The 25716-nt window shown below is 72.6% G+C and carries 22 protein-coding genes; 15 read left to right on the top strand and 7 right to left on the bottom strand.

The window, feature by feature from the left end; translation table 11 throughout:
• Positions 1-67: 67 nt before the first annotated feature.
• Positions 68-1234, bottom strand: coding sequence for an acyl-CoA dehydrogenase family protein (locus tag ABT381_RS25840; RefSeq protein ID WP_351598810.1), 1167 nt, complete (start codon positions 1232-1234; stop codon positions 68-70).
• 63 nt (positions 1235-1297) lie between these two features.
• On the opposite strand from ABT381_RS25840, the gene ABT381_RS25835 reads away from it, so the two are divergent.
• Genes ABT381_RS25835 through ABT381_RS25820 form a run of 4 tightly spaced genes read left to right on the top strand, consistent with a single transcriptional unit; the run spans position 1298 to position 5494 of the window.
• Positions 1298-2149: an enoyl-CoA hydratase gene (locus ABT381_RS25835; protein WP_351598808.1), complete on the top strand. Its 852-nt coding sequence runs from the start codon at positions 1298-1300 to the stop codon at positions 2147-2149.
• On the top strand, positions 2149-3351 hold the full coding sequence (locus ABT381_RS25830) for an acyl-CoA dehydrogenase family protein (RefSeq protein ID WP_351598806.1): 1203 nt from the start codon (positions 2149-2151) through the stop codon (positions 3349-3351). The genes ABT381_RS25835 and ABT381_RS25830 overlap by 1 nt, the downstream gene beginning before the upstream one ends.
• Positions 3351-4394, top strand: coding sequence for an acyl-CoA dehydrogenase family protein (locus ABT381_RS25825; protein WP_351598804.1), 1044 nt, complete (start codon positions 3351-3353; stop codon positions 4392-4394). Before ABT381_RS25830 ends, ABT381_RS25825 begins: the two co-directional genes overlap by 1 nt.
• 5 nt (positions 4395-4399) lie before the next feature.
• Positions 4400-5494 (top strand): acyl-CoA dehydrogenase family protein, encoded by a 1095-nt coding sequence (locus ABT381_RS25820; protein ID WP_351598818.1) that lies wholly within the window; start codon positions 4400-4402, stop codon positions 5492-5494.
• Here ABT381_RS25820 and ABT381_RS25815 read toward each other — a convergent pair.
• Entirely contained in the window at positions 5491-6129 is a 639-nt protein-coding gene (locus ABT381_RS25815) for a PadR family transcriptional regulator (protein WP_467754796.1), read from the bottom strand. The two genes, ABT381_RS25820 and ABT381_RS25815, sit on opposite strands and share 4 nt — an antisense overlap.
• A gap of 133 nt (positions 6130-6262) precedes the next feature.
• Between ABT381_RS25815 and ABT381_RS25810 the strand changes: the two genes are divergently transcribed.
• The 3 genes from ABT381_RS25810 (at position 6263) to lipP1 (ending at position 9790) form a co-directional block, all read left to right on the top strand.
• Complete coding sequence (locus tag ABT381_RS25810) at positions 6263-7972, top strand: FadD3 family acyl-CoA ligase (RefSeq protein WP_351598814.1); 1710 nt, start codon at positions 6263-6265, stop codon at positions 7970-7972.
• Positions 7973-8101: 129 nt separating this feature from the next.
• The gene (locus tag ABT381_RS25805) at positions 8102-8722 is read left to right on the top strand and encodes a PadR family transcriptional regulator (protein WP_351598802.1); all 621 of its coding nucleotides are present in this window, start codon (positions 8102-8104) and stop codon (positions 8720-8722) included.
• Between the two features lie 96 nt (positions 8723-8818).
• On the top strand, positions 8819-9790 hold the full coding sequence (gene lipP1, locus ABT381_RS25800; protein WP_351598800.1) for a LipP1 family hormone-sensitive lipase: 972 nt from the start codon (positions 8819-8821) through the stop codon (positions 9788-9790).
• Between the two features lie 36 nt (positions 9791-9826).
• Here the strand turns inward: lipP1 and ABT381_RS25795 are convergent, their stop codons facing one another.
• Positions 9827-10537 carry a TetR/AcrR family transcriptional regulator gene (locus tag ABT381_RS25795; RefSeq protein WP_351598798.1) on the bottom strand — a complete coding sequence of 237 codons (711 nt, stop codon included), beginning with the start codon at positions 10535-10537 and terminating at the stop codon, positions 9827-9829.
• A 188-nt stretch (positions 10538-10725) separates the two neighbouring features.
• Here ABT381_RS25795 and ABT381_RS25790 point away from each other — a divergent pair, with 188 nt between their 5' ends.
• The 4 genes from ABT381_RS25790 to ABT381_RS25775 all read left to right on the top strand — a co-directional run bounded on the left by ABT381_RS25790 (position 10726) and on the right by ABT381_RS25775 (position 19810).
• Positions 10726-12261, top strand: coding sequence for an APC family permease (locus ABT381_RS25790; RefSeq protein ID WP_351598796.1), 1536 nt, complete (start codon positions 10726-10728; stop codon positions 12259-12261).
• 67 nt (positions 12262-12328) lie between these two features.
• Entirely contained in the window at positions 12329-13987 is a 1659-nt protein-coding gene (locus ABT381_RS25785; protein ID WP_351598794.1) for an amidohydrolase, read from the top strand.
• A gap of 136 nt (positions 13988-14123) precedes the next feature.
• Entirely contained in the window at positions 14124-16481 is a 2358-nt protein-coding gene (locus ABT381_RS25780; protein ID WP_351598792.1) for a LuxR C-terminal-related transcriptional regulator, read from the top strand.
• A 173-nt stretch (positions 16482-16654) separates the two neighbouring features.
• Positions 16655-19810: a glycoside hydrolase family 2 TIM barrel-domain containing protein gene (locus ABT381_RS25775; RefSeq protein ID WP_351598790.1), complete on the top strand. Its 3156-nt coding sequence runs from the start codon at positions 16655-16657 to the stop codon at positions 19808-19810.
• A 22-nt stretch (positions 19811-19832) separates the two neighbouring features.
• Here the strand turns inward: ABT381_RS25775 and ABT381_RS25770 are convergent, their stop codons facing one another.
• The 3 genes from ABT381_RS25770 to ABT381_RS25760 form a co-directional block, all read right to left on the bottom strand.
• Complete coding sequence (locus ABT381_RS25770; RefSeq protein WP_351598788.1) at positions 19833-20057, bottom strand: hypothetical protein; 225 nt, start codon at positions 20055-20057, stop codon at positions 19833-19835.
• Between the two features lie 256 nt (positions 20058-20313).
• Positions 20314-21369 (bottom strand): glutathione S-transferase family protein, encoded by a 1056-nt coding sequence (locus tag ABT381_RS25765; RefSeq protein WP_351598786.1) that lies wholly within the window; start codon positions 21367-21369, stop codon positions 20314-20316.
• A 69-nt stretch (positions 21370-21438) separates the two neighbouring features.
• Complete coding sequence (locus ABT381_RS25760; RefSeq protein ID WP_351598784.1) at positions 21439-22362, bottom strand: putative protein N(5)-glutamine methyltransferase; 924 nt, start codon at positions 22360-22362, stop codon at positions 21439-21441.
• A 613-nt stretch (positions 22363-22975) separates the two neighbouring features.
• On the opposite strand from ABT381_RS25760, the gene ABT381_RS25755 reads away from it, so the two are divergent.
• From ABT381_RS25755 to ABT381_RS25740, 4 genes are all read left to right on the top strand, one after another.
• Complete coding sequence (locus tag ABT381_RS25755; protein WP_351598782.1) at positions 22976-23380, top strand: rodlin; 405 nt, start codon at positions 22976-22978, stop codon at positions 23378-23380.
• A 221-nt stretch (positions 23381-23601) separates the two neighbouring features.
• Positions 23602-24021, top strand: coding sequence for a CBS domain-containing protein (locus tag ABT381_RS25750; protein ID WP_351598780.1), 420 nt, complete (start codon positions 23602-23604; stop codon positions 24019-24021).
• A 218-nt stretch (positions 24022-24239) separates the two neighbouring features.
• Positions 24240-24515 carry a hypothetical protein gene (locus tag ABT381_RS25745; protein ID WP_351598778.1) on the top strand — a complete coding sequence of 92 codons (276 nt, stop codon included), beginning with the start codon at positions 24240-24242 and terminating at the stop codon, positions 24513-24515.
• A gap of 50 nt (positions 24516-24565) precedes the next feature.
• Positions 24566-24757 (top strand): hypothetical protein, encoded by a 192-nt coding sequence (locus ABT381_RS25740; RefSeq protein WP_351598812.1) that lies wholly within the window; start codon positions 24566-24568, stop codon positions 24755-24757.
• Positions 24758-25341: 584 nt separating this feature from the next.
• Here ABT381_RS25740 and ABT381_RS25735 read toward each other — a convergent pair.
• On the bottom strand, positions 25342-25716 hold a 375-nt coding region (locus ABT381_RS25735; RefSeq protein ID WP_351598776.1), incomplete at its 5' end, for an FCD domain-containing protein.

Below are 25716 nucleotides of genomic sequence, written 5' to 3'. Positions count from 1 at the left end.
GCCGCGGCGGTGACGACGGCGGTGCGGCCGGCGAGCAGGGAGTGCCCGGGTACGTACGGCGGCGGGGTCACGCGCGGGCCTCCTTGGGCAGGCCGAGCACGCGCTCGGCGATGACGTTGCGCTGGATCTCGTTGGAGCCGGCGTAGAGGGTGTCGGAGCGGGAGAAGAGGAAGAGCCGCTGCCAGTCGGTGAGGTCGTACGGCTCGCCGGCGGCCAGCATGCCGTCGGCGCCGCACACGTCCATGGCGAGTTCGCCCAGCTCTCGGTGCCAGGTGGCCCAGAAGATCTTCCCGATGGACGCCTCGGGGCCGGGCGCGCCGGCCGCGACGCCGTCGAGCATCCGCAGGGCGTTGCAGCGGATGGTCTCAAGTCCGGTCCAGGCGCGGGCGATCCGGTCGCGGATCAGTGGGTCGGCGGCGGCGCCGTTGGCCTTGGCCAGTTCGATGACGGCTGTCAGCTCGCGGCGGAAGCCGACCTGCTGGCCGAGGGTGGAGACGCCGCGCTCGAACCCGAGGGTGGCCATGGCGACGCGCCAGCCGTCCCCCGGAGCGCCGACGATGTTCGCGGCGTCCGTGCGCGCCCCGTCGAAGAACACCTCGTTGAACTCCGAGGTACCGGTGAGCTGGGTGATCGGCCGGACCTCGACGCCGGGCTGGTCCAACGGCACCAGCAGGTAGGAGAGTCCGCTGTGCCGGGTGGAGCCGGGCTCGGTGCGGGCGACGACGAAGCACCAGTCGGACTCGTGCGCGAGCGAGGTCCAGATCTTCTGCCCGGTGATCACCCAGTCCCCGCCGTCCCGCTCGGCCCTGGTCCGTACGTTGGCCAGGTCGGAGCCGGCGTCCGGCTCGCTGTACCCCTGGCACCACAGCTCCTCGACCGAGACGATCTTCGGCAGGAAACGCTCCCGCTGCGCGGGCGTGCCGAAGGCGATGAGGGTGGGGCCGAGCAGCTGCTCGCCGATGTGGCCGACGCGGGCCGGCGCTTCGGCGAGGGCGTACTCCTCGTGGAAGGCGACCTGCTGGGCGAGGGTCGCGCCCCGGCCGCCGTACTCCTCCGGCCAGCCGACGCACGTCCAGCCGGCTTCCGCCATGTGCCGTTCCCAGGCGAGCCGTTCGGCGAACACCTCGTGCTCCCTGCCGGGCCCGCCGCGGCCCCGCAGCCCCGCGAACTCTCCGGTGAGGTGGGCCCGCAGCCAGGCGCGGGCCTCGGTGCGGAACTCCTCGACGCTGCTCATGGCCGTACGTTAACCTACCAAACACTTGTTAGGGAAGCTGGTTTCCCGGAGGAGGAGGGGCACATGTCCGCCGCCCACGACGACGAGCCCGTGCGCTACGCGCGGCAGGGACCGGTCGCGACCGTCACCATGAACCGGCCCGACTACCGCAACGCCCAGAACTCGGCGATGACCTACGCACTGGACCGGGCGTTCTACCGCGCCGCCGAGGACGACGCCGTGAAAGTCGTCGTACTCGCCGGAGCGGGCAAGCACTTCTCCGCCGGGCACGACATCGGCACCCCGGAGCGCGACGCCCATCTGCCGTTCGACCGCAAGGCCGGCCTGTGGTGGGACCACAGCGACAAGGCGGGCGCGGAGAGCCGCTTCGCCCGCGAGTCCGAGGTGTACCTCGGGATGTGCCGCCGGTGGCGCGAGCTGCCCAAGCCGGTGATCGCGAGCGTGCAGGGCGCCTGCGTGGCGGGCGGCCTGATGCTCGCCTGGATCTGCGACCTGATCGTGGCCTCCGAGGACGCCTTCTTCGCCGACCCCGTCGTCCGCATGGGCATCCCCGGCGTCGAGTACTTCGCCCACCCCTGGGTCATGCCGCCCCGGATCGCCAAGGAGTTCCTCTACACCGGTGACCGGATGACGGCGCGGCGCGCGCACGAGATCGGCATGATCAACCGCGTCGTACCACACACGGAACTGGCTGATAAAACAATGGAGTTGGCGTACCGCGTCGCCGAGATGCCGCGGCTGGGGCTCGCCCTCACCAAGCGCGCCGTGAACCAGGCCGAGGACCTGCAGGGCCTGCACACCGGCCTGGACTCCGTCTTCGGCCTGCACCACCTCGCCCACGCGCACAACGCCGAGACCGCACAGGACTCGCTCGGCGGCATGGACGTCCGGGGCATGAAGGAGGCGTCCTCCTGATGGACCTGGACCTCTCCCCCGCCGACGATGCGTTCCGGGCCGAGGCCCGCGCCTGGCTCGCCGCGCATGTGCCCCGCGAGCCGCTGCCCTCCCTGGAGACGGCGGACGGGTTCGCGGCCCACCGGGAATGGGAGCACCAACTGGCCGCCGGGCGCTGGTCGGTGGTCTCCTGGCCCGAGGAGTACGGCGGCCGCGGCGCGTCCCTGCTCCGCTGGCTGCTCTTCGAGGAGGAGTACTACGCGGCCGGGGCGCCCGGCCGGGTCAGCCAGAACGGCATCAACCTGCTCGCCCCGACCCTGTTCGAGCACGGCACACCCGAGCAACTGGCGCGCGTGCTGCCGGACATGGCGAGCGGCCGGACCATCTGGGCCCAGGCGTGGTCCGAGCCGGAAGCGGGCTCCGACCTGGCGTCGCTGCGCTCGACGGCGGTGCGGACGGGTGGGGGTACCTCCCGCTCGAGCGGAGCCGAGAGTGGGGGAGGATGGCTGCTCAGCGGCCAGAAGACCTGGTCCTCCCGGGCCGCCTTCGCCGACCGGGCCTTCGGGCTCTTCCGCAGCGACCCGTCCGGCGCCGCCGAGGGCAAGCCGCACCGGGGACTGACGTACGTGATGTTCCCGCTGGACGCGGACGGGGTGACCGTACGGCCCATCGGGCGGCTCGACGGCAAGCCCGCCTTCGCCGAGATCTTCCTCGACGAGGTGTTCGTGCCGGACGCGGACGTGATCGGAGAGCCGGGGCAGGGCTGGCGGGTGGCGATGAGCACGGCGGGCAACGAGCGCGGGCTGACGCTGCGCAGCCCCGGCCGCTTCCTCGCCGCCGCCGACCGGCTGGTCGCGCTGTGGCGGGAGCGGGCCGACCCGGCCGACACCGCGCTGCGCGACCGGGTGGCCGACGCGGTCATCGGCGCCCGCGCGTACCAGCTCTTCGCGTACGGAAACGTGGCAGGGAAGCCGATGGGCGCCGAGTCGAGCCTGAACAAGGTCTTCTGGTCCGAGTACGACATCGCGCTGCACGAGACGGCGCTCGACCTGCTCGGCCCCTACGGGGAACTGGCGGACACGGCACAGGACGCGCCCGCGCACGGCTCCTGGGCCGAGGGGTACACCTTCTCGCTGGCCGGGCCCGTCTACGCCGGCACCAATGAGATCCAGCGCGACATCATCGCCGAGCGGCTGCTCGGTCTGCCGAAAGGACGCCGGTGATGCGGTTCCTCCTCGACGACACACAGCGGGAGTTCGCCCGCTCCCTGGACGCCCTGCTCACGGCGGCCGACGCGCCCGCGGTGAGCCGGGCCTGGGCGGCCGGGGACACCGGTCCCGGCCGCCGACTGTGGACCCGCCTCGCCGAACTGGGCGTCTTCACCCTCGCCGTACCGGAGGCGTACGAGGGCGTGGGCCCGCTGCCGGTCGAACTCATCGTTGCTTTCACGGAGTTGGGGCGCCACGCGATGCCGGGCCCGGTGGTGGAGACGGTGGCGGCCGCGGCCTTCCTGGACCGGCTGGGCGATGAGGCAGCGGCCACGGAATGGCTGCCCGGCATCGCCTCGGGCAAGACGGTCGCGTCCTTCTGCGTGGACACCGGCGGGAGCCCGTACGCGCTGGACGCAGCGGTCGCCGACGCAGTCCTCGTCGTCGACGGGGACACCGTACGGCTGGCGGAATCGGCCGGCCCCGTGCAGCCCTCCGCCGACCCGGCGCGCCGCCTGGCCCGGCCGCTCGGCGGGACGGTACTGGCACGGGAGCCACGGGTGAGCGCGGCCGCCGCGCACGCCACCGATGTCGCGGCGCTGGCCACGGCGGCGCAGGCGCTGGGGCTGGGCCGCGCGCTGCTGGCGCACACCGTGGACCACGTCCGGCAGCGGACCCAGTTCGGGGTGCCCATCGGCTCCTTCCAGGCGGTCAAACACCGGCTGGCCGACACCCTCATCGGCCTGGAGTTCGCGCAGCCGCTGGTGCACGCGGCGGCGCTGGGCCTGGCCGCAGGCGATCAGGCGGGCGAACCGGCGGACGTGCCGGTGAACGCGGCGGCGGACGTGCCGGCGGCGAAGGTGGCCGCCTGCGAGGCCGCGTACGCCGCGGCCCGCACCGCCCTCCAACTGCACGGCGCCCTCGGTTACACCGACGAGCTGGATCTCTCGCTGTGGATACGCAAGGCCCGCGCGCTGCGGTCGGCGTGGGGCACCCCGGCGGCCTGCCGCGCCCGGGTACTGGAGGCCGCCGTGCACAAGGAAGGGGCCGGGGCATGAGGGAGCTGACGCCGACGGCGGAGCAGGAGGAACTGCGGTCCGCCGTACGGGCGGTGCTCACGCGGCACGAGGGCGCGGCGGCCTGGCGGCCGCTGACGGAGCAGATCGGCGTCGCGGGGCTCGCGGTGCCCGAGGAGTACGGCGGCGCGGGCTGCGGGGCACGTGAAGTACACGTCGTCATGGAGGAGTTGGGGCGTGCGCTGAGCCCCGTACCGTTCCTCGGCTCTGCCGTGCTCACGGTGCAGGCGCTGCTGGCATCGGGCGACGCGGGCGCGTGCAAGGCGCTGCTGCCGCGGCTGGCCGAAGGACGGGCCGTCGGCACACTGGCGTGGGCCGAAGGCGGGTCCTGGGACCCGGCGGCGGTCCGGGCCGAGGCCGCCCCGGGAGCGAGCGGGGCGTGGCGGCTCACCGGGACCAAGGAGTACGTACTGGACGGGGCGGCGGCCGAGGTGCTGCTCGTGGCGGCACATACCGGAGCCGGGGTGTCGCTCTTCGAAGTGGCGGTGGACGGCACGGGCGTGCGCCGCGAGGCGGCGGTGACGATGGATCAGACGCGGGCGCTGGCGCGCGTGGTTCTCGACAGCGCGGACGGGCGGCTGATCGGCGCGGACGGCGACGGCGGCCGGGTGCTGGGGCGGGTGCTGAGCCTGGCCTGTGCGGCGCTGGCCGCCGAGCAGGTCGGCGCGGCCGAGCGGTGCCTCGAACTCACCGTCGCGCACGCCAAGGACCGCGTCCAGTTCGGCCGCCCCATCGGCTCCTTCCAGGCGGTCAAGCACCGGCTGGCGGACGCGTACGTCCTGGTGGAGTCGGCCCGGTCGGCGGCGCTGGGAGCGGCGTTCGCGGCGGCGGCCGACGGGCCGAAGAAGGTGGACACAGCGGAGGCGTGCCGGGCCGCGGCCGTCGCCAAGTCGGTCTGCTCGGAGGCGTTCTCGGCGGTGGCGGGCGAGATGATCCAGCTGCACGGCGGGATCGGCATCACCTGGGAGCACGACGCACACCGGTACTTCAAGCGCGCGCACGGCACGGCCCGGCTCTTCGGCCCGCCGGCCTGGCACCGGGCGCGACTGGCGGCGGACCTGGGGCTGACAACCGCCGTCTAGCCCCCGGCCGGCCGGCCGCCGTCCTGCCGTTCTTCCAGCTCCGCCAGTTCCGCCAGCATCTCGGCGGCCCGGTCGCGCTCCGCCGCGTAGTACCGCTCCGCCCACTTGAGAGTGAGCTCCGTGTAGGCCCACGCGTCCTCGGCGGCGGCGCCCTCGGCGTCCGCCGCGGCCCGCCGCCGCATGGTCTCGGCGTACTCCTGGTGCGTGCCGAGCACGTCGCGCATCCGCTCCGGGCCCATCAGGTGGCCGAGCCACAGCCGCAGCATGACGCCGTGTTTCAGTACCGGCGGCTCGACCGGCGCCTCCCGCGCCCAGGCGCGGACCGCGGCCGTGCCCGCCTCGGTGATCCGGTACACGCGCTTGCCCCGCCCGCCGGTCTCCGGCGTGACCATCCGCGAGGCGGCGTAACCGGCCTTCTCCAGCCGCTTGAGCTCACCGTAGATCTGGCTGAACGACGGGCTCCAGTAGAAGAAGCCCAGCGACCAGTCCGCCCATTTCTTCAGGTCGTAACCGGACAGCTCGGTACCGAAGGAGAGCAGCCCGAGCACCGCCCAGCCGGTCGCGGGAAGCCCCGGCCCCCGGCCGCCGCCACCGGCACCGCCGGCTTCCGTGCCGCTCGTTTCGTCTTCCGCCACCACCGCAGTCTAGGGAGTCGCGGCGCCGCTTCTCCCACTGGACGGGACTTCGCCGTAGCCACCGCGGACGGCGGACCGGTGTGATGGCCCGCGGGACACGGCAGCGGAGCAGGAGGGCGTGATCGTGATCAGCATGGACAGCCGCGAGGGCGGCGAGCCGGGCGCGCACGGACCCGTCACGGTCGCGCAGTTGGCGGATTCGGCCGCGGCCGCGTTCGGGGAGGCGGAGGCGCTGGCCGACGGCGAGGTGCGGTGGAGCTTCGCGCGGCTGCGGGACGAGGTGCACGCGGCGGCGCGGGCGGCCGTCGCGCACGGCGTGGCGCCCGGCGACCGGGTGGCCGTCTGGGCGCCGAACAGCCGGCAGTGGATCGCGGCGGCGCTCGGCGCGGTCTCGGTCGGCGCCGTCCTGGTACCGGTGAACACCCGCTACACGGCAGCCGAGGCCGCCGACATCATCCGGCGCAGCGGTGCCCGGCTGCTGTTCACCGAGCGCGGTTTCCTCGGCAAGGACTACGTGGCGATGCTGCACGGCTCGGGGGCCGACCTCGGCCTGCTGCGCGGCACGGTGGTCCTGCGCGAGGCCGCCGCTTCGTCCGGGGACGCACCGGGCGGCACGTCGTACGGGGACGCGCCCGGCGCCACCTCGTACGGCGCGGTCTCCTGGGACGCCTATCTGGCGGCGGGTGCGGCCGTGTCCGACGCCGAGCGGGCGGCCCGTACCGCCGCCGTACGCCCCGACGACCTCTCCGACATCCTCTACACCTCCGGCACCACGGGCCGCCCCAAGGGCGTGATGGTCACGCACGGGCAGACCATCCGCGTCTTCGAGAGCTGGTCCCGCGTGGTCACGCTGCGCCCCGGCGACCGCTATCTCCTCGTCAACCCCTTCTTCCACACCATGGGGTACAAGGCGGGGGTGCTCGGCTGTCTGCTGCGCGGTGTGACGATGCTGCCCGAGCCGGTCTTCGACACCGGGCTGATGCTGCGTCGGATGGCCGAGGAGCGGGTGAGCGTGCTGCTCGGGCCGCCGACCGTCTTCCACGGCATCGTCCGCCACCCCGGGCGCGAGCGGTACGACCTGTCGGCGCTGCGGCTGGCCGGCACCGGCGCCGCCATGATCCCCACGGCGCTGATCGAGGAGATCCGCCGGGAGCTCGGCGCGACGGACGTCTTCACCGCGTACGGGCTCAGCGAGTCGACCGGGGTGGCCGCCATCTGCCCCGTCGACGCGGACGCCGCGACGGTCGCCCGCACGGTCGGCGTCGCGCTCCCCGGCACCGAGCTGCGGATCGTCGGCCCGGGCGGGCGCGAGCTGCCGCCCGGCCGGCCCGGCGAAGTGGTCACGCGCGGCTATCACGTCATGGCCGGCTACCTCGACGACCCGGAGGCCACCGCGCGCGCCGTGGACGAGGAGGGCTGGCTGCACACCGGTGACGTCGGCGTACTGGACGAGCGCGGCTACCTGTCCCTCACCGACCGGCTCAAGGACATGTACGTGGTGGGCGGCTTCAACGCGTATCCGGCGGAGGTGGAGCACGCACTCGGCGGGCACCCCGGCATCGCCGAGGTCGCCGTCGTCGGGGCGCCGGACGAGCGGCTCGGCGAGGTGGGCGTGGCCTTCATCGTCCCGGAGCCGGCCACCGACGGGCCCGGCGACGGGCTGACCGACGCGCTGACGCCGGACGCGCTCACCGCCTGGGCCCGGGAACGGCTCGCCAACTTCAAGGTGCCGCGCCGCTTCCATCTCGTACCGGAACTGCCGCGCAACGCCGGCGGCAAGGTCCTCAAGACGGAACTGCGCCGCACGGCCCGCGACGGCCTGCCCTCCCCGACGACGGACTGACGCCCTCGCCCTCCCCGGCCGGCTGGCGACCCGACCGGCTGACGCCGCGGCCGACGGACGCCGGGCCGCTCTTCCGACCGGCCGACGCCGCGACCGCTCACCCGTACGAGCGGTCCTATACTCACGCCCGTGACCGACTCGACCGCGCCCTTCGACCCCGCTGAATTGCCGCCCACCAGCTGGGCGGTGCTCGGGCTGCTCTCCTTCGGGTCCGAGCTGTCCGGCTACGACCTGAAGAAATGGGCCGATTCGAGCCTGCAGTTCTTCTACTGGAGCCCGTCTGCCAGCCAGGTCTACGGCGAGCTGAAGCGGCTGGAGAAGCACGGTTACGTCACGTCGCGGACGGTCGTCCAGGACGACGGCGTCCGCGGCAAGCGCATGTACAGCATCACGCCGAGCGGCAAGGAGGCCGCCGCCCGGTGGGTCAGCGAGGCGCCGGTCGAGCCGCCGGTCCTCAAGCACGGCGTCATGCTGCGGCTGTGGCTCGGCCATCTGACCGAGCCCGACGAGCTGCGGGCCATCCTCGAACAGCACCGCGCGTACGCGGAGAAGATGACCCGCCGTGCGCGCGCCACGGCCGAGGGCTCGGCCAAGGAGCCCTCCTGGGCGTACACGGAGCTGGTGCTGCGGTGGTCGGAGAAGTACTACGCGGCGGAGCGGGAGTTCGCCGAGTCGGCGCTGCGGGACCTGGACGAGGTGGCCGCGACGGTACGCGCCGCCGAGCCGCCCGTCTCCTCCCCCGAGCATTGACATTCCGATCAGGCCCACCTCTAATCAGTACTCCCGGCCGATAGTCCTAATCGAAATAGTTCTGGTCGGCGGAGACACGACGAGGTGAGCCCGCGTATGCCGTTGGACCCCGTAGCGAAGACCATCATCGAGCTGACCGAGGCGCACTTCCCGCGGCTGGGCACCGAGGTACTCGACGCGGCCGAGGCGCGCCGCATCATCCTCGCGGCGCAGCCGACCCACGCGGCGCCCCCGGTGCCGGTGGCCCGGGTCGAGGACCGGCGAGTGCCGGGGCCGGCCGGCGCCCCCGAGGTACCGGTGCGCCTGTACTGGCCCGAGGCGGACACCGACGGCGGGCTGCCCGTGGTGGTGTTCTGCCACGGCGGCGGCTTCGTGATCTGCGACCTGGACTCGCACGACGGCATCTGCCGGGACCTGGCCAACGCGACGGGCGCGCTCGTCGTCTCCGTCGACTACCGGCGGGCGCCCGAGCACCGGTTCCCCGCCGCCGCCGAGGACGCCTACGCGGTCCTGTGCTGGGCCGCCGCGCACGCCGCGGAGGAGGGCGGCGACCCGGCCCGCATCGCGGTGGCCGGCGACAGCGCAGGCGGCAATCTCGCCGCGGTGCTCCCGCTGATGGCGCGGGACCGGGGCGGCCCGATGCCGCTCTTCCAGCTGCTGATCTACCCGATGCTCGACCCCGCCCGGGACACTCCCTCGTACCAGGAGAACGCCCAGGGGTACTTCGTCACCGCCGACCATCTGCGCTGGTACTGGGAGCAGTACCTCGGCGCGGACGGCGACAGCGGCGGTGACGGCGAGGTGCACCCCTACGCCTCGCCGCTCGCCGCGGCCGACCTGTCCGGGCTGCCGCCGGCCCACATCCTGACCGCGGAGTACGACCCGCTGCGCGACGAGGGCGAGGCGTACGGCCGGCGGCTGCGGGAGGCCGGCGTCGCGGTGGACGTGCGGCGCTACGACGGGGTCTTCCACGGGTTCTTCGGGATGCCGGGCCAGCTGTCCGCCGCCGCCGAGGCGAACGAGGCGGCCCACGCCGCGCTGCGCACCGCCCTCAACGCCAGTTCCTGACGCACAGTTCCCGGACACCCAGTTCCTGACGCACCGTCAGGCGCGCATCTCCGGAGCCTGCGCCTTCAGGGCCGCGAGCAGCAGGTCGACGGTGTGCTCGACGGCCGGGCCGGCCATCGTCGGGAGGTGGTCCCGGACCGCGTGCAGGTTCGGGAAGGCGTCGGCGGGCAGCTGCGCGTACGCCTCGCTCCACGCCTGTTCGTCGCCGGCTCGCTGGTCGGCGGGGAGGCGCAGCACCGCCGCGTCCAGCGCCGCGTGGCCGAGGACGGTGTCGACGAAGGCGTGGTAGTGGCGCACGGCGGTGGCGTCGTCGAAGCCGGCCCGGCGCAGCAGGCCGACGCCCGTCTCCACCGCGCGCTGTTCGTGGACGCGGCGGGTGACGCGGTAGGAGCTGAGTACGGCGACGCGCGGGTGGCGCAGCGCCGCGCGGTAGGCGCGCAGGGCGAAGTCCCGCAGCGCCGCCGCCCAGTCGTCGTGCTCCTCCGGCCGGAAGCCGTCGAGCGCCTCGCCGATGAGCCGGTCGCCCAGCGCGAGCAGCAGGTCCTCGGCGCCGCGGTAGTAGCGGTAGACCGCGCTGGGGTCGGCGCCGAGCGCGGTGCCGAGCTTGCGGATGGTGAGGGCCTCGGCGCCGTGCTCGTCGAGGAGTTCCAGCGCCGCCTCCAGGATCATCTCCGCCGACAGGACCACGCCGCTCTTGGTGGGGCGTCGTCGCCTGCGTTCCGCGGTGACGCGGTCGGGTGGTGCCACGGTCGGCCCTTCGGTCGTCGGTTGCGGGCGGTCGGGTGGCGCCCGGGGGCGCGGCCCGGCCGCCGGTGCCCGGGCCAGTCAATCACCACCTTACGTCAACACCATTGACATAGAACCGACGGCGGCGGTTTCATCGGCGCACGCCGGTCCGCCACGGCGCCCCTCTCCCTGCTCCAGGAGCGTGCCCCATGCCCCCTGCCGTGCCGTCCGCTCCGCCGGGCCCCCGTATGCGCCGTTCGCTCGGCGTCAAGGACGGCGTGGCCATCGCCGCCTCCAGTACCGCGGCGACCACCAGCATCGGCATCGGGATGGGCACCCTCGCGGTGTACGCGGGCCGCCAGACGCCCGCCCTGCTGGTACTGGCGTTCCTGCCGATCCTCGGCATCGCCCTCGCGTACTCCCGACTCAACCGCTCCGAACCCAACTGCGGCAACGGCTACACCTGGGTGGGCCGCTCCATCGGCCCCTGGCCGGGCTTCCTCACCGGCTGGGTGGTGCTGGTCGGCAACGTCGTCTTCATGGCGTACACCGGCGCCGTCACCGGCTCGGTGATCCTGCAGTTCCTCAACAAGCTGGGCGCACGTTCCGCTTTCGGCCTCCCGCTGGACCCGAACTCCACCGCGACCAGCACGGTCATCGGGCTGGTCGCGCTGGTGGCCGTGACCGTCACCGCGGTCACCGGCGTCCGCTCCGCCACCCGCCTCCAACTCGGGCTGCTGATCTTCGAGTACGCCGTACTGCTCGCCTTCTGCGCCTGGGGCCTGGCCGTCGGCGACCAGCCCTTCTCCTTCTCCTGGCTCAATCCCTTCGAGATGGGTTCGACGACCTCACTCGTCCAGGGTTTGATCCTCGCGGTCTTCATCTACTGGGGCTGGGACGCGGCGTTCACCGTGAACGAGGAGACGAAGAGCGCCGGGGACGCCGCACGCGGCGGACTCATCGCGCTCACCGTCATGCTGGCGCTGTTCGTCTTCGCCGCCGTCTCCTTCCAGCGCGTGATGGGCAACGGGGAGCTGGTGCGCAACGGCCCGCAGGCGCTCACCTTCCTCGGCGCGCACCTCGCGCCCGAGCCGTGGGCGTCCCTGCCGCTGGCCGCCCTGATGTGCTCCGCCTTCGCCTCCCTGCAGGCCGCCGTCATCCCCACGGCCCGGGCCGCGCTCGCCATGGGCCGCGACCGCACCCTCGGCAGCGCCTGGACGCGGGTCAGCCCCCGCTTCGGCACACCCGCCGTCGGTACGGTGGTCATCATGGCCATCGTCGCGGCCGTCGCCGTACTCGCCCTCGGCATCCCCAAGCTCAACGAGATGATCCTCGCCGCCGTCAACTCGATCGGCCTGATCGTCGCTCTCTACTACGGCCTGACCGCCCTGGCCTGCGCGCTGCGCTTCCGCGCCGACCTGCGCGCCGGGGCCCGCGCCGCGCTGACCGGCGTCGTGATCCCCGCGCTCAGCGGACTGGTCCTCTTCGGGCTCGGCGGCTACCTCGCGGTCCACTACGCGACCATGAGCGACCACTTCGAGGCGACACCGGACAACGGCTGGTTCATGCTGCTCGTTCCCGTACTGATCGTGGCGTCCGGGCTGGTGGTCGCGGCACGCGCCAAGTGGGGGCGGCGCTCGCCGTACTTCGTCACGGGACGCGGCACGGACGCGGAGGCGATCACCCTGCCGGCGGACGCCGGGGGCGACCCGGCCACCGCACCGTCCGGCCCCGCCCGCGGCTGAGCGCGCCGACCCCCTCACGTACGTACAACTCCCCCGCCCTCGTTATCTCTTTTTCAGGAGCCCGGTCATGTCCTCCTCGCATCACCCCGCCGACCTCGTCTTCACCGGTGGCCCCGTCCACACCGTGGATCCGGCCCGCAGCCGCGCCACCGCCCTCGCCGTGCGCGGTGAGCGCATCGTCGCCGTCGGGCACGACGAGGTGCACGACCTGATCGGTCCGCGCACCGAGGTCGTCGACCTGCGCGGCCGGCTGCTCGTGCCCGGCTTCCAGGACGCGCACGTCCACCCGGTGGGCGGCGGCGTCGAGCTGGGGCAGTGCGACCTGACCGGCGCGGTCACCGCGGCGGAGTACCGCGAGCGCATCCGCGCGTACGCCGACGCCCACCCCGAGGCGGAGTGGATCACCGGGGGCGGCTGGTCGATGGAGGCGTTCCCCGGCGGCACGCCCACCCGCCAGTTCCTCGACGCGCTCGTACCCGACCGCCCCGTGTACCTCGTCAACCGCGATCACCACGGCGGCTGGGCCAACACCCGCGCCCTCGAACGCGCCGGCATCGATGCCCGTACGCCCGACCCCGCCGACGGCCGGCTGGAGCGCGAGGCCGACGGGCACCCCACCGGGATGCTCCAGGAAGGCGCCATGACGCTGGTCGCCGCCGCCGTCCCGGAGCCGACCCTCGCCACCCTCACCGAAGGGCTGCTGCGCGCCCAGGCACTCCTCCACTCGTACGGCATCACCGCCTGGCAGGACGCGCTGCTCGGCGACCACGCCGGGATGGCCGACCCCTCCCCCGCCTACGCGGCCGCCGTCCGCGCCGGACAGCTGACCGCGCGAGTCACCGGATCACTGTGGTGGGACCGGGCCCGCGGCACCGAACAGCTCCCCGAACTCCTTGCCCGTCGGGAGGAGTTGACGGCCGGACGGCTGCGCGCCACGACCGTGAAGATCATGCAGGACGGCATCGCCGAGAACCACACGGCCGCCCTCCTCCACCCCTACCTCACTGCCTGCGGCTGCGCCTCCGACAACAGCGGCATCTCCTTCATCGAGCCCGAGGCGCTGCGCCATTACGTCACGGAACTGGACGCGCACGGCTTCCAGGTCCACTTCCACGCGCTCGGCGACCGGGCCGTCCGCGAGTCGCTCGACGCGGTCGAGGCCGCGCGGCAGGCCAACGGCTGGACCGATCACCGCCCGCACCTCGCCCACCTCCAGATCGTCCACCCCGACGACGTCCCGCGCTTCCGCCGCCTCGGCGCCACCGCCAACATCCAGGCGCTGTGGGCCTCTCACGAGCCGCAGATGGACGACCTCACCATTCCGTTCCTCGGCGCCGAACGGACCGCCCATCAGTACCCCTTCGGCGACCTGCTCCGCTCCGGCGCCACGCTCGCCGCCGGCAGCGACTGGCCCGTCAGCAGCCCCGACCCGATGGCCGCGCTGCACACCGCCGTTCACCGCCGCCAGCCCGAGGCCGCCGCCGACTCCCCCGCCTTCCTCCCCGAGCAGCGCCTCGACCTCGGCGCGGCCCTTGCGGCGTACACCGCCGGCAGCGCGTACGTGAACCACCTCGACGACACCGGCACCCTGCGCGCCGGCAACCTGGCCGACCTCGCCGTCCTCGACCGCGACCCCTTCGAGGACCCGACCGGCGACATCGCGGCGACCCGCGTCCTGCAGACCTACGTCGGCGGCGTACGCGTACACGCCACCGACGACGCGTAAGCGCCCGCGCCCGAAGCCCTGGTGAGCAGTTCGAGGGCGAGGACAACGGCGCCTCGCCCGGATTCCCTGTGCGCTCCGACACGGTCCGCGTATCCTCCGGACCACGTAGCACCACCGCTCCCAGGGGAGGGCCGCCGTGTCCCTCGGCGTGCTGCATCGTCGTCCCGGCACGCTTCCGGCCGAGGTGACCAGCTTCGTCGGCCGGCGCGCCGAACTCGCCCGGCTGGCGACGCTGCTGGCCGAATCCCGGCTGGTCACGGTGGTCGGCCCCGGCGGGGTGGGCAAGACCCGGGTCGCACTGCGGGCCGCCGCCGGCGCGGTGAGCCGGTTCGCGGACGGGGTGTGCCTGACCGAGCTGTCCGGGCTGCGCGGCCCCGAACTGCTCCCGCACACCGTGGCGGCCTGCCTGGGCCTGCCCGAGCAGGACACGCGCCCGCAACTCGACGTGGTACTGGATCACCTGCGGGAGCGAGAGCTGCTGCTGGTCCTGGACACCTGCGAGCACGTGCTCGACGGCTGCGCCCTGCTGGCCGATCTGCTGCTGTGCGAAGCGCCGGGGGTGCGGGTGCTGGCCACCAGCCGTCAGCCGTTGGACGTGCCGGGGGAGCATGTCCTGCCGGTCCCGCCGCTGCCGGTGCCGGAGCCGGATCCGGGGCCGCCCAAGGCGCGGGGCTCCGATGACGCGGTCGCGCTCTTCGCCCAGCGCGCCGCGTCCGTGGTGCCCGGCTTCGCCGTCACCGACGCCAACCGCTCGGACGTGATCAAGCTCTGTCGTCGCCTGGACGGCATTCCGCTCGCCATCGAGCTGGCCACGGTCCGGCTCCGGGCGGTGCCGCTGCAGCAGCTGATCGACCGCCTGGAGGACCGCTTCCGGCTGCTCACCGGCGGGCGCCGGACGGCCCTGCCGCGCCATCAGACGCTGCGCACCGCCATCGGCTGGAGCCATGACCTGTGCACCGCGCAGGAGCGGCTGCTCTGGTCGCGGCTGTCGGTCTTCGCGGGCACCTTCGACGTCGCCGCGGCCGAGGAGGTGTGCGCGGGCGGGCGATTGCCGCGCGAGGACGTGCTGGAGACCCAGATCGGCCTCATCGACAAGTCCGTCGTGCTGCGCAGCGAGGACGCCTCGGGCCGTACTCGTTACCGGCTCTTGGACACCCTTCGCGAGTTCGGCGGCGAGCGGCTCGCCGGGTCGGGCGAGGAGGCCGCCGTCCGCGAGCGGCACATCGCCCGCTATCTCCGCCTGGCGGCCTCCTTCGACGACCACTGGTTCGATGACGACCAGATAGCGCGGTTCCACGCGCTGCGCGGCGAACACGCCGACATCCGGGCCGCCCTGGATTACGCCCTGAACCTCCCTGACGGGCATGTCCGGGCCGCCCGGCTCGCCGGCGACCTGTGGGGCTACTGGCAGATCGCCGGCCTGCTGGCCGAGGGCCGCTACTGGCAGACCAGGGTCCTGGACCGCTTCGCCGACCCGGTCCCGGAGCGGGCCTGGGCCCTGATGGTGCGCGGCTACCTGGCCACCTTCCAGGGCGATCCGGGCGATGCGGTGTCCGACCTCGACGAGGGCATCGCCCTCGCCGAGCGCTGCGGTGAACCCCTGATGGCCGGCCGCGGCCACGTCTACCGGAACCTGGCGATGACCTTCCTGGGGCGGTACGAGGAGGCGGCCGAATCCGCACGCGCCGCCGAGTCCCTCTTGAGTGCGCTCGATGACCGGATCGGGCTGTGCCTGCTCGACGCGCAGCAGGGCTACCTGCTCACACTGGCCGGAGAGTTCGACGCCGCCCTCGCACGATGCGCGCAAGGCCTGCGCCGCGTCGGTGAGGGCAGCGGAGAGCGCTGGCAGCAGAGCTACATGCACCTCATCTCCGGCATCGCCCTCTTCTTCCAGGGGAGGCACCAGGAGGGTGGCGCCGCCGCGCGGACGGCGCTGGCGATGAAGTGTGAGCTCGGCGACGCCGTCGGCACGGCCTACACCCTGGAGTTGCTGGGCTGGCTGGCCGCCGCCACAGCACGGTTCGAGCGGTCCGCCTGGCTGCTCGGCGCCGCGGACACGCTGTGGCGGCGGGTGGGCCAACGGGTCAGCGGCACCGCCGCACTGGAGGAGAAGCATCAGCACGCGGAGGAGGCGGCCCGTCAGGTGCTCGGCGAGGCACGGTTCGGCTCCCTGCACCAGGCGGGTGCCGCACAGCCGCTGGAGGAAATCGCCCCCTTTGCCATCGGCGACGCCGACCGTCTCACCCGCGTGCCCGCACACGCCGCGGAACCCGACTTCGAGTGCCGCTCCGCCGACGGGCTCACTCGGCGCGAGCGCGAGGTGGCCCGGCTCCTCGGCGAAGGACTGTGCAACCGCGAGATCGCCGAGCGCCTCGTCATCTCCAAGCGCACGGTGGACTCCCACGTCGAGCACATCCTCGCCAAGCTGGGCGCCGCCTCCCGGAACGAAATCGCCACGATCCTCCGAGCGGACGGCCCGGACCGGAGCGGATGACGGCGCAGGGGGCGCGGGCGCGCGGCCGGGGCAGCGGCTGCTGGCGCACTGACGCATTCGCCCTGCCACTAGTTGAGAAGTTTTGTTTTGTTCATTGACATATATCAACAGGACTCGACAGACTCAGCGCGTTCAGCTGCCTCGTCACCCTCACGGATTACCGGAAGGCACACATGGCCATCTCACGACGCGTGGTTCTGGGCGGAGCCGGCGCCTCCCTCGGTGGAGTCCTCGGTGCGCAGTTGGCGGTGGGTTCCACCGCCTGGGCGGCCGGGCGGGCGGAGCCTGCGGCGGAGGGGGCGGGGACGGGCCGGGAGATCGATCTCTGCCGCGGCTGGCGGTTCGCCCTCGTCAACACCACGGGCGAGGAGGCGCCCCGGCCCGCGGCCGGCGATCCGGCCTGGCGCGACGTGGACGTACCGCACGACTGGAGCATCGGCCTGGACCCCGTCAAGGACGACCGCACCACGGCGGGCAGCGGTTACCTCCCCGGCGGCCTCGGCTGGTACACGAAGACCTTCACGCTCCCGGCGGAGACCGCGGGCAAGCGGATATCCGTGGAGTTCGACGGCGTGTACATGGACGCGCAGGTGCACTTCAACGGGGAGCTGGTCGCCGCCCACCCGTACGGCTACACCGGCTTCGCCGTGGACCTCACCGACCTCGCGCACACCGACGGCCGGACGGCCAACACCCTGTCCGTGCGGGCACGCAACCAGGTGCCGAGCAGCCGCTGGTACTCCGGCAGCGGCATCCACCGGGACGTACGCCTCGTCGTCACCGATCCCGTGCACCTCGTCCGGCACGGGGTCACGGTCACCACGCCCGACCTGGCGCGGCACGTGAAGTCCGGCCGCGCCGCCGTCCGGCTGGCGGTGGCCGCCGTGAGCGAGGCGCAACGGTCCGTACGGGCCGAGGTGACGGCGACGGTCCGGGACGCGGACGGCCGCCAGGTCGCCTCGGTGTCCTCCCCCGCCACGCTCACCGGCGACTCCACGACGACGACGCTCGACCTGCGCATCGACGAGCCCGCCCTCTGGTCGGTGCACCGCCCCTACCTCTACACCGTCGTCACCCGCGTCACCGTCAACGGCCGGATCGTCGACGAGACCAGCACGCCCTTCGGGCTGCGCTGGACCACCTTCGACCCTGACCACGGCTTCTCGCTCAACGGCGAACGGATGAAGCTGCAAGGCGTCAATCTCCACCACGACCTCGGTGCGCTGGGCGCCGCCTTCCATCCCGACGCGGCCCGGCGGCAGCTGGAGATCATGCGCGAGATGGGCGTCAACGCCTTGCGGACGTCGCACAATCCGCCGGCGCCCCAGGTGGTCACGCTCTGCGCGGAGCTGGGGATCATGCTGCTGGTCGAGGCGTTCGACTGCTGGCGCACGCCGAAGAACCGGTACGACTACGGCCGGTTCTTCGACGAGCACAGCGACGCCGACATCAAGGAGATGGTGCACGCGGCCAAGAACTCGCCCGCCGTGATCATGTGGTCCATCGGCAACGAGATCCCGGACAGCACCGCTGAAGCCGGGGTGGCGATGGCCGAGCGGCTGATCGCGGCGGTGAAGTCGGTCGACGCGACCCGGCCCGTGGTGATCGGCTCGGACAAGTACCGCGGTGTGCCGAAGGACGGTTCGCCGCAGGACCGCATCCTCCGGATGCTCGACGGCGTCGGGGTCAACTACAACACGGCCGCCTCCGTCGACGCCCTGCACGCCAAGTACCCGGACACGTTCTTCTTCGAGTCCGAGAGTTCGTCGAGCACCTCGACCCGCGGCGTGTACGAGAGCCCTGACCAGCTCAACACGGGCGAGAACTACACGCCCGGCAAGCGCGGCTCCTCCTCCTACGACAACAACCTGGAGTCGTGGACGATGAGCGGCGAGTACGCCCTCAAGAAGGACCGCGACCGGGAGTTCTTCGCCGGCCAGTTCGTGTGGACCGGCATCGACTACATCGGCGAGCCGACCCCGTACGACGACGTCTTCCCGGTGAAGAGCTCGTTCTTCGGTGCCGTCGACACCGCGGGTTTCCCCAAGGACCAGTTCTCGCTCTTCCGCAGCCAGTGGAGCCAAACGCCCATGGTGCACCTGCTGCCCATGAACTGGACCGGTCACCGCCCCAAGGACACCGTGACGGTCTGGGCGTACACCAACGCCGACAGCGTGGAGCTGTTCCTCAACGGCCGGTCGCTGGGGGTGCGCCGCTTCGACCGCAAGAAGACGACGTACGGGCTCGCGTACCGGGAGACGACCGAGGCCACCGGCGACGACAAGACCGTCACCTCGGGCCCGTACCCGGGCAGTTACACCAGTCCCAACGGCAGCGCGGGCCGGCTCCACCTCACCTGGCAGGTGCCCTTCGAGGCGGGCAAGCTCGTGGCGGTGGCGCGGCGGAACGGCCACGAGGTCGCCCGCGACACGCTGCGGACCGCGGGCGAGGCGGCGGCGGTGCGGCTGACGCCGGACCGGAAGGAAGTGAACGGGGACGGCCTCGTCTTCGTCACCGCCGAGGTCACCGACTCCCGGGGCGTCCTCGTACCGGACGCCGACCACGCCCTCACGTTCCACGTGACCGGAGGACACCTGGTCGGCGCCGACAACGGCCAACAGGAGAGCGCCGAGAACTACCGCTCGCCCGTCCGGTCCGCCTTCCATGGCAAGGCCCTCGCGATCGTACGGCCGGCCGAGGGCGCCGCGGCGGTCACGGTCACGGCACGCGCCGAGGGACTGCACTCCGCGTCGGCCCGGATCCGCGTCACGGGGAGCGGGCAGGGCGTCTCAAGGGCGGCCGCCCCCGCAGCAGCCGCGACCGCCGGCGTCCGCGAGGCCGCGTCCCGCACCGCGACCGCGGACGCGAGCTTCTCCGGCGCGCCCGACACCGTACCCGCCGCGATGCTCGACGACGACACGGCCACGGGCTGGTCCAACGCCTACCGCATGACGGCGACGGCCCTGCTTCCCGCCATCAGCGCGGCGCGTCCCAAGGACTGGGTGTCGCTCACCTGGCCACGCCGCCGCCAGGTATCCGCCCTGGACGTGTCGTTCACCACGAACGACGACACGTACGCACTGCCCGAGGCGATCGCCGTCAGCTACTGGGACGGCAAGCAGTACGTACCGGCCGACCACGCCCGCATCGCCTGGGCGGACGCCTCGGACTCCCCCACCCGGATCACGTTCGACACCGTCCGCACGAGCCGGGTCAGACTGGAACTGACGAGCCGTCACCCGGGCAAGGCCAACGGGTTCTTCCGCATCATCCGACTCACAGTCGCCTCGGATGACGGACAGAGAGGCGCCCCCGAAGCGGCCTCCTAGCCCTCATTTCATGAGCTGTCCTTTACGGGGTGTGGGTGCAGCCGTAGGCCGCGAACTTCGCGTCGTACTGTGTGATCAGGTATTGCGGGGCGGTCACCTTGAATGTGCCCAGCGGGAATCCGCACTTATAGGTGTGCGTGACGGGTGTCGGGTTCGGCACGGACGACGGCCCGGCGGCCGACGCGACACCCATACCGCCGACGCTGAGCATGGCCGCGGCGAACACGGTGGCAATGATTCTCTTCATGATCCGATTCCTTTCGGCATTTCGAATGAAGGCTTCGCCCCTGCGTCCTTGTTTTCGCCTGCGCGCCGATACTTGGCGGCGTTGGGCTCAACGGGCTCGACACCGATACGCGAGCCATTTCCGTCCCGGCAGTTGGCGAGGGATCGCCGGCCGGAGGGGCTGGACGGGAGGGTCAGAATGCCGCTGGCCATCTCGCGCCGGATGTCCGAAATGCCTGATTAGGACGCTACACCGGTATTCCGCTTTACGGAAGCCTTCAGGGACGCCCGGCCGGCGGGACCTCCTCGGCGGCCGGGACCGGACCCGGGGGCGTGCCCTCGCCGAAGGGGCGGCCGCCCAGCTGCTCGCGGTGGTGCGGGGTCAGCCAGCCGGTGAGGTCGGGGCCGCTGGGGACGATGCCGGTCGGGTTGATGCCGGTGTGCACCTGGTAGTAGTGCCGTTTGATGTGGTCGAAGTCGACCGTGTCGCCGAACCCGGGCGTCTGGTAGAGGTCCCTCATGTACGCCCAGAGGACCGGGTCCTCGGCCAGCTTGTACCGGTTGCACTTGAAGTGGCCGTGGTAGACGGCGTCGAACCGCACCAGCGTGGTGAACAGCCGGATGTCCGCCTCGGTGAGGGTGTCCCCGACCAGGTACCGGCGCTCGGCCAGCCGCCGGGAGAGCCATTCCAGGCGCCGGAACACGTCCTCGTACGCCTCCTCGTACTCGCGCTGCCCGGTCGCGAACCCGGCACGGTACACACCGTTGTTGACGTCCCGGTAGACGCCGTCCATGACCTCGTCGATCTCGGCGCGCAGCGGCTCCGGGTAGAGGTCGGGCGCGCCGGGGCGGTGCAGCGCGGTCCATTCGGTCGCGAGGTCGAGGGTGATCCGCTGGAAGTCGTTGGTGACGAGCTTGCCGCTGGGCACGTCGACGATCGCGGGCACGCTGACCCCGCCGGGGTAACCGGTCTCGCGCGCGTCGTACGCCTCGCTGAGGTACCGGATGCCGAGGACCGGGTCGCGGCCGTCCGGGTCCAGGGTGAAGCGCCAGCTGCGGTCGTCCTGGATCGGGTCGGCGATGGCCAGGGACAGCGCGTCCTCCAAGCCGAGCAGTCGCCGGGAGACCAGGGCGCGGCTGGCCCAGGGGCAGGCGCGGCTGACCACCAGGCGGTAGCGGCCGGCCTCGACGGGCCAGCCGTCCCGGCCGTCCGCGGTGATCCGGTCGGCGAAGTGACTCCGCGACCGCTTGAACGTCTTTCTGCCGTACTCGGTGTTGCCGTCGGGTGTGCTGGTGTCGGGCGTGCTGGTGTCGGCGGAACGGTGGGTGGTCATTGCCGTCCGTCTCCCTCCGATGTGCGGGTGGCCGGTCTCTCCGGGAGGGTTCCCGTCATGATCCGATCCTCACCGCACATCAGCCTCCCGGGGCAAGACCGCGCCACTGCTGCCACCCCTGCCGATGCCGTTGCCGATGCTGTCGACTCTCCCGATGACGACCGTCGCGTACTCCTCCTCCGAGGTGACCACGCGCGGCGTCAGCCCGCTGCGGCGGAACACCTCGGTGGCCGTCGCCGCCTGACGTTCGCTCGTCTCGACCAGCAGGTGGCCGCCCGGCGCAAGCCACTGGGGCGCCGCGGCCGTCACCCGGCGCAGGACGTCGAGGCCGTCGGCGCCGCCGTCCAGGGCGACCAGCGGCTCGTGGTCGCGGGCCTCCGGCGGCAGCAGGCCGACCTGGTGGGTGGGGACGTACGGGACGTTGGCGACGAGGACGTCGATGCGGCCGCGCACGGCTGCCGGAAGCGCTTCGTACAGGTCGCCTTCGCTCACCTCGCCCACGGTGCCGGGGATGTTGCGGCGGGCGCAGCGGACCGCGGCCGGGTGGATGTCGGCCGCGTACAGCTCGACACCGGGCGCCGGCACGGCCGCGGCCAGCGCGGCGCCGACCGCGCCGGAACCGCAGCACAGGTCGACGACGACGGGACGGACGGCTTCGGGGGCGGCTGCGGGCTCGGCTCCCCGCGCGGCCGTCCGGCCGGCGGTGGCGAGCGCGATCGCCTGCCGGGCGAGGAATTCCGTACGGCGGCGGGGTACGAAGACGCCGGGGGCCACGGCCACCCGCAGGCCGCAGAACTCCGCCCAGCCCAGGACCAGTTCGAGCGGCAGGCCGGCGGCGCGGCGCGCCACCATGGCGTCGAGTGCGGCCGGAGTGCCGGCCGCGGCGAGGAGCAGGTCCGCCTCGTCCTCGGCGAAGACCGAGCCGGTGGCCCGGAGTCGGGCGACGGCGGCGGAGCGGAGGGAAGGGAGGAGGGAGGACGCGAAAAGTGACATAGGAGCCGTGGGAGCCTTTCGGATGTGCCTGGCGAATGCCGGGCACGCTCCCTCGCTACGGCCCGCTACGCCGGTGGCGCCGCGGGGACCGCGCGGATACGAGCGGGGAGAACCCGGCCTGATACAGCGGTAATGGGTCTCACCTCCTCGGTCGTCAGCGATCGCTGCGGCGGCCCACAGTACCGGAAGGGGGCCGCCGCCTCCACGGACTTGCGTCCGCTCGGCACGCTCGTCCCGCTCCTCCCGCTCGGCGCGGCAGCGACCGGCGGGCCGCGCCGTCCACCGTGGTACGGGGTCCGGGTAGCACGGGGGTGCGGGGCCCGCCGGTCCGGTCTCCGGCGTCGGACGACACCGTGAGCGTCGTCCGACGACGCTGTGAGACTCATTGTCACCACTGCCCACATCGGGCCGCTGCCATGTCAGTCCTCCCTCAGGACCACCATCAGAAAACCGTCAAACAACGGCCGCCACCTACACGCCCCCACACGGTGCACACGCACACAATCCACGCGGACACGCCGATGGACGGGTGAATAAGACAGGACAGGACGTATCTGGGGCTGTACTGGGCGTCACCTCCCTTCATTGCCGTTTGCTTGCCCATAGGAGAGACATGCGCATCCGTGCCACCCTGGCCGCCCTCACCTTCGCCACCGCCGGCCTCGCCGCCAGTGCAGGCAGTGCCGTTGCCGTCGGTCACGACGGCGGTGCCACCAACCTCAGCGGCAACGGTTCCTCGACGTCGTACGGGAACTCGTCCACGCACGGCAACCAGAGCCCGCAGGCGGGGCTGGTCCAGAACTCGCTCAACGACCTGTGCGTCGGCCTGCCGGCCAAGGTCAACGTCGGTTCGCTGATCGGCCTCATCCCGATCACCGTTCAGGACGTCAATGTCCTGGCGAACCCGCAGAACCAGCAGTGCACCAAGAACTCCAGCCAGAACAAGGGCGACGAGTCGCTGTCGCACATCATCGACGACATCCCGGTGCTCTCCGAGAACGGCAACGGCAACGGCTGAGCCGTACCGACGCCTAGCGACACCCCCGCGGGGCACCACCGTCACGGCGACGGTGGTGCCCCGCGGCACGTCGCGACCGGCGACCGGCCGGTGCGGCGGCCGTAACCGCGGGCCGGTTGCTCCGAACGTGCGAGGGCGCGCACCGGCGACCACAATGGGAGGGCCGGGACCTGCGGCGCGCCCGGCGTCGCGCCGGCCGTCCGGCATGGGAGGTACGGTTCATGACCACCGCCGGAGACATCATGCACCCCGGCGCCCAGTGGATCCCCGAGGACGCGACCCTGGACCGCGCGGCGCAGCTGATGCGGGAGCTCGATGTGGGGGCCCTGCCGATCAGCGACGCGAACGAGCGGTTGTGCGGCATTCTCACCGACCGCGACATCGTGGTCGGCTGCGTGGCCATGGGGCACGACCCGTCCCAGGTCACCGCGCACGAGATGGCGAAGGGCACGCCCCGCTGGATCGATTCGGGTGCCGACATCAGCGAAGTGCTGGAGGAGATGCGGGGACACCAGATCCGCCGGCTGCCGGTGATCGAGAACAAGAGGCTGGTCGGCATGATCAGCGAGGCCGATCTGGCCGGTCACCTCACCGATGACCAGATGGCCGACTGGACCGAGAGCATCACAGCGCAACGCTGACCACCGCCGCTGACCATCCCTGGTCCAGCAGCCGTTCCCACACCGTCGTGGGCCCGCACCGCGGGCCCACCGCCGGTTAGGCCCTTTTCGGCTGCCTGCGGCCCCGCGATCACCGGGCACGGTCTCCCCGTACGGTGTTCCCGGTACGCAGGACACGACCGGGCCCGATGGGCGTACGGTGGTCCGTGGCGCGAGGTGGTCGCGCGAGGAGGCCGGCCGTGGAGGCGAAGTTGAAGACGGTGATCGGCGGAGAGCTCGTGGAGCTGCCGGGCACCATCGCCGGTATCCGCGCCGTCCTCGACGAGGAGCAGGCGCGCGCGTTCGACCAGGAGATCCCGCACGTCCCGGCCGGCGAGCTGCCCGCCAGACTGGCCCGGTGGGCCATGGGCGGCACGGGAGCCGACCGCGAGGACCAGGAACTTTTCGAGCGCCTCGAGCGCGGCGAGGACATCGGTGCCGTACCGGCCGACGACAGCCGGCCGGAGGTGGCGTGACCCGCCGTCGCCTCCAGTACGCACCCCCTGCCGACCAAGCCCGCGACTCCATGGACACCGCCCTGCGCACCCGCTTCGACGCGGGAATGCACCGCCTCGCCGACGACCCGTACGGCCACGGCTCCGCGGCAATAAAAACGGAACGCGAGCGCCGAGAAGCCACCGTCGCCGGCGTCGTCATCCGCTACTACGTAAGCGAAAGCGTCCTCACGGTCACGGTCGTACGCATCGTGTACTTCTGACTCCCCCAGCCCGGCGGCCGCCTGTGAGGCCCCCGCTCGTGCGCCGTTCGATGGAAAAGTTGGGGTTCCGCTGGAGCTGATCGCGGGCATCGTGGCCTTCTGGGCGCGGGACGGCGGGACGGCGGGGCGGCCACGGCGCTGCTGACGCTGGGGTTTGCGTGGGCCGGTACGGCGCTGGTCATGGCATCGGGGTCGCCGGGGCAGCTCAGTCCGGCGCTGGCGGTGTTCCTGCTGACGCTGACGCCGTTCATTCTGGTCCTCAGCGTGGCGGCGTTGAGTGGCAAGCCGCTGTTCGCGATCCTGCTGCTGGCCGGCGCGTCCCGGTACGCATTGGTCGGTTTCTACAACGCGACCGGCAACGCCGCGGTGGAGTCGGCCGCGGCCTGGCTGGGGGTCGCTCTCGGGGCGTTCGCGCTCTACGGCGGGCTGGCTCTCCTCCTGGAGGACACCGCCCAGCGGCACCGTGCTGCCCCTCGGGCGGCGGGGCCATGCGCGGGTGTCCCTGGAGGGCGGGCTGCGCGCGCAGTTGGCCTACGCGCAGCAGGAGGCGGGCGTGCGGCGTCAGCTGTAGGGGGTGGTCCTCCTCATCCCTTGTACGCGCAAGGCCCCCCGCCCTCCAGCAGCCGCTCCACCTCGTTGTGGGCCGCGTTGACGATGCGTACGACGGCTTGGGCGGCGTCGGTGGGACGGCCCGCGGCGACCGCGCTAGCGACTTCCTGGTGGCGGTGTACGGCCGCCATGTCGATGTCGGGCGGCATCAGGGCGAGGTCCCGGCGGGCCGTCAGCAGCTCCTCCGTGACCTCGGCGAGCTGCGCGAACATGCCGTTGCCCGAGGCGGTGAGCAGCGCGCGGTGGAAGGCCGCGTCCGCGGCGACGAAGGCCGCGCGGTCGCCGGTCCCGGCGGCGTCCGCCATGGCGTGGGCGTGCTCGGTGAGTGCGGCGCGGGCGCCGGGGGCCGC

This window comes from Streptomyces sp. NPDC000151 (assembly GCF_040301705.1).
Classification (GTDB): Bacteria; Actinomycetota; Actinomycetes; order Streptomycetales; family Streptomycetaceae; genus Streptomyces.
Note: the sequence above shows the minus strand (reverse complement) of the source record. Positions and strands in the feature narration are given on the sequence as shown.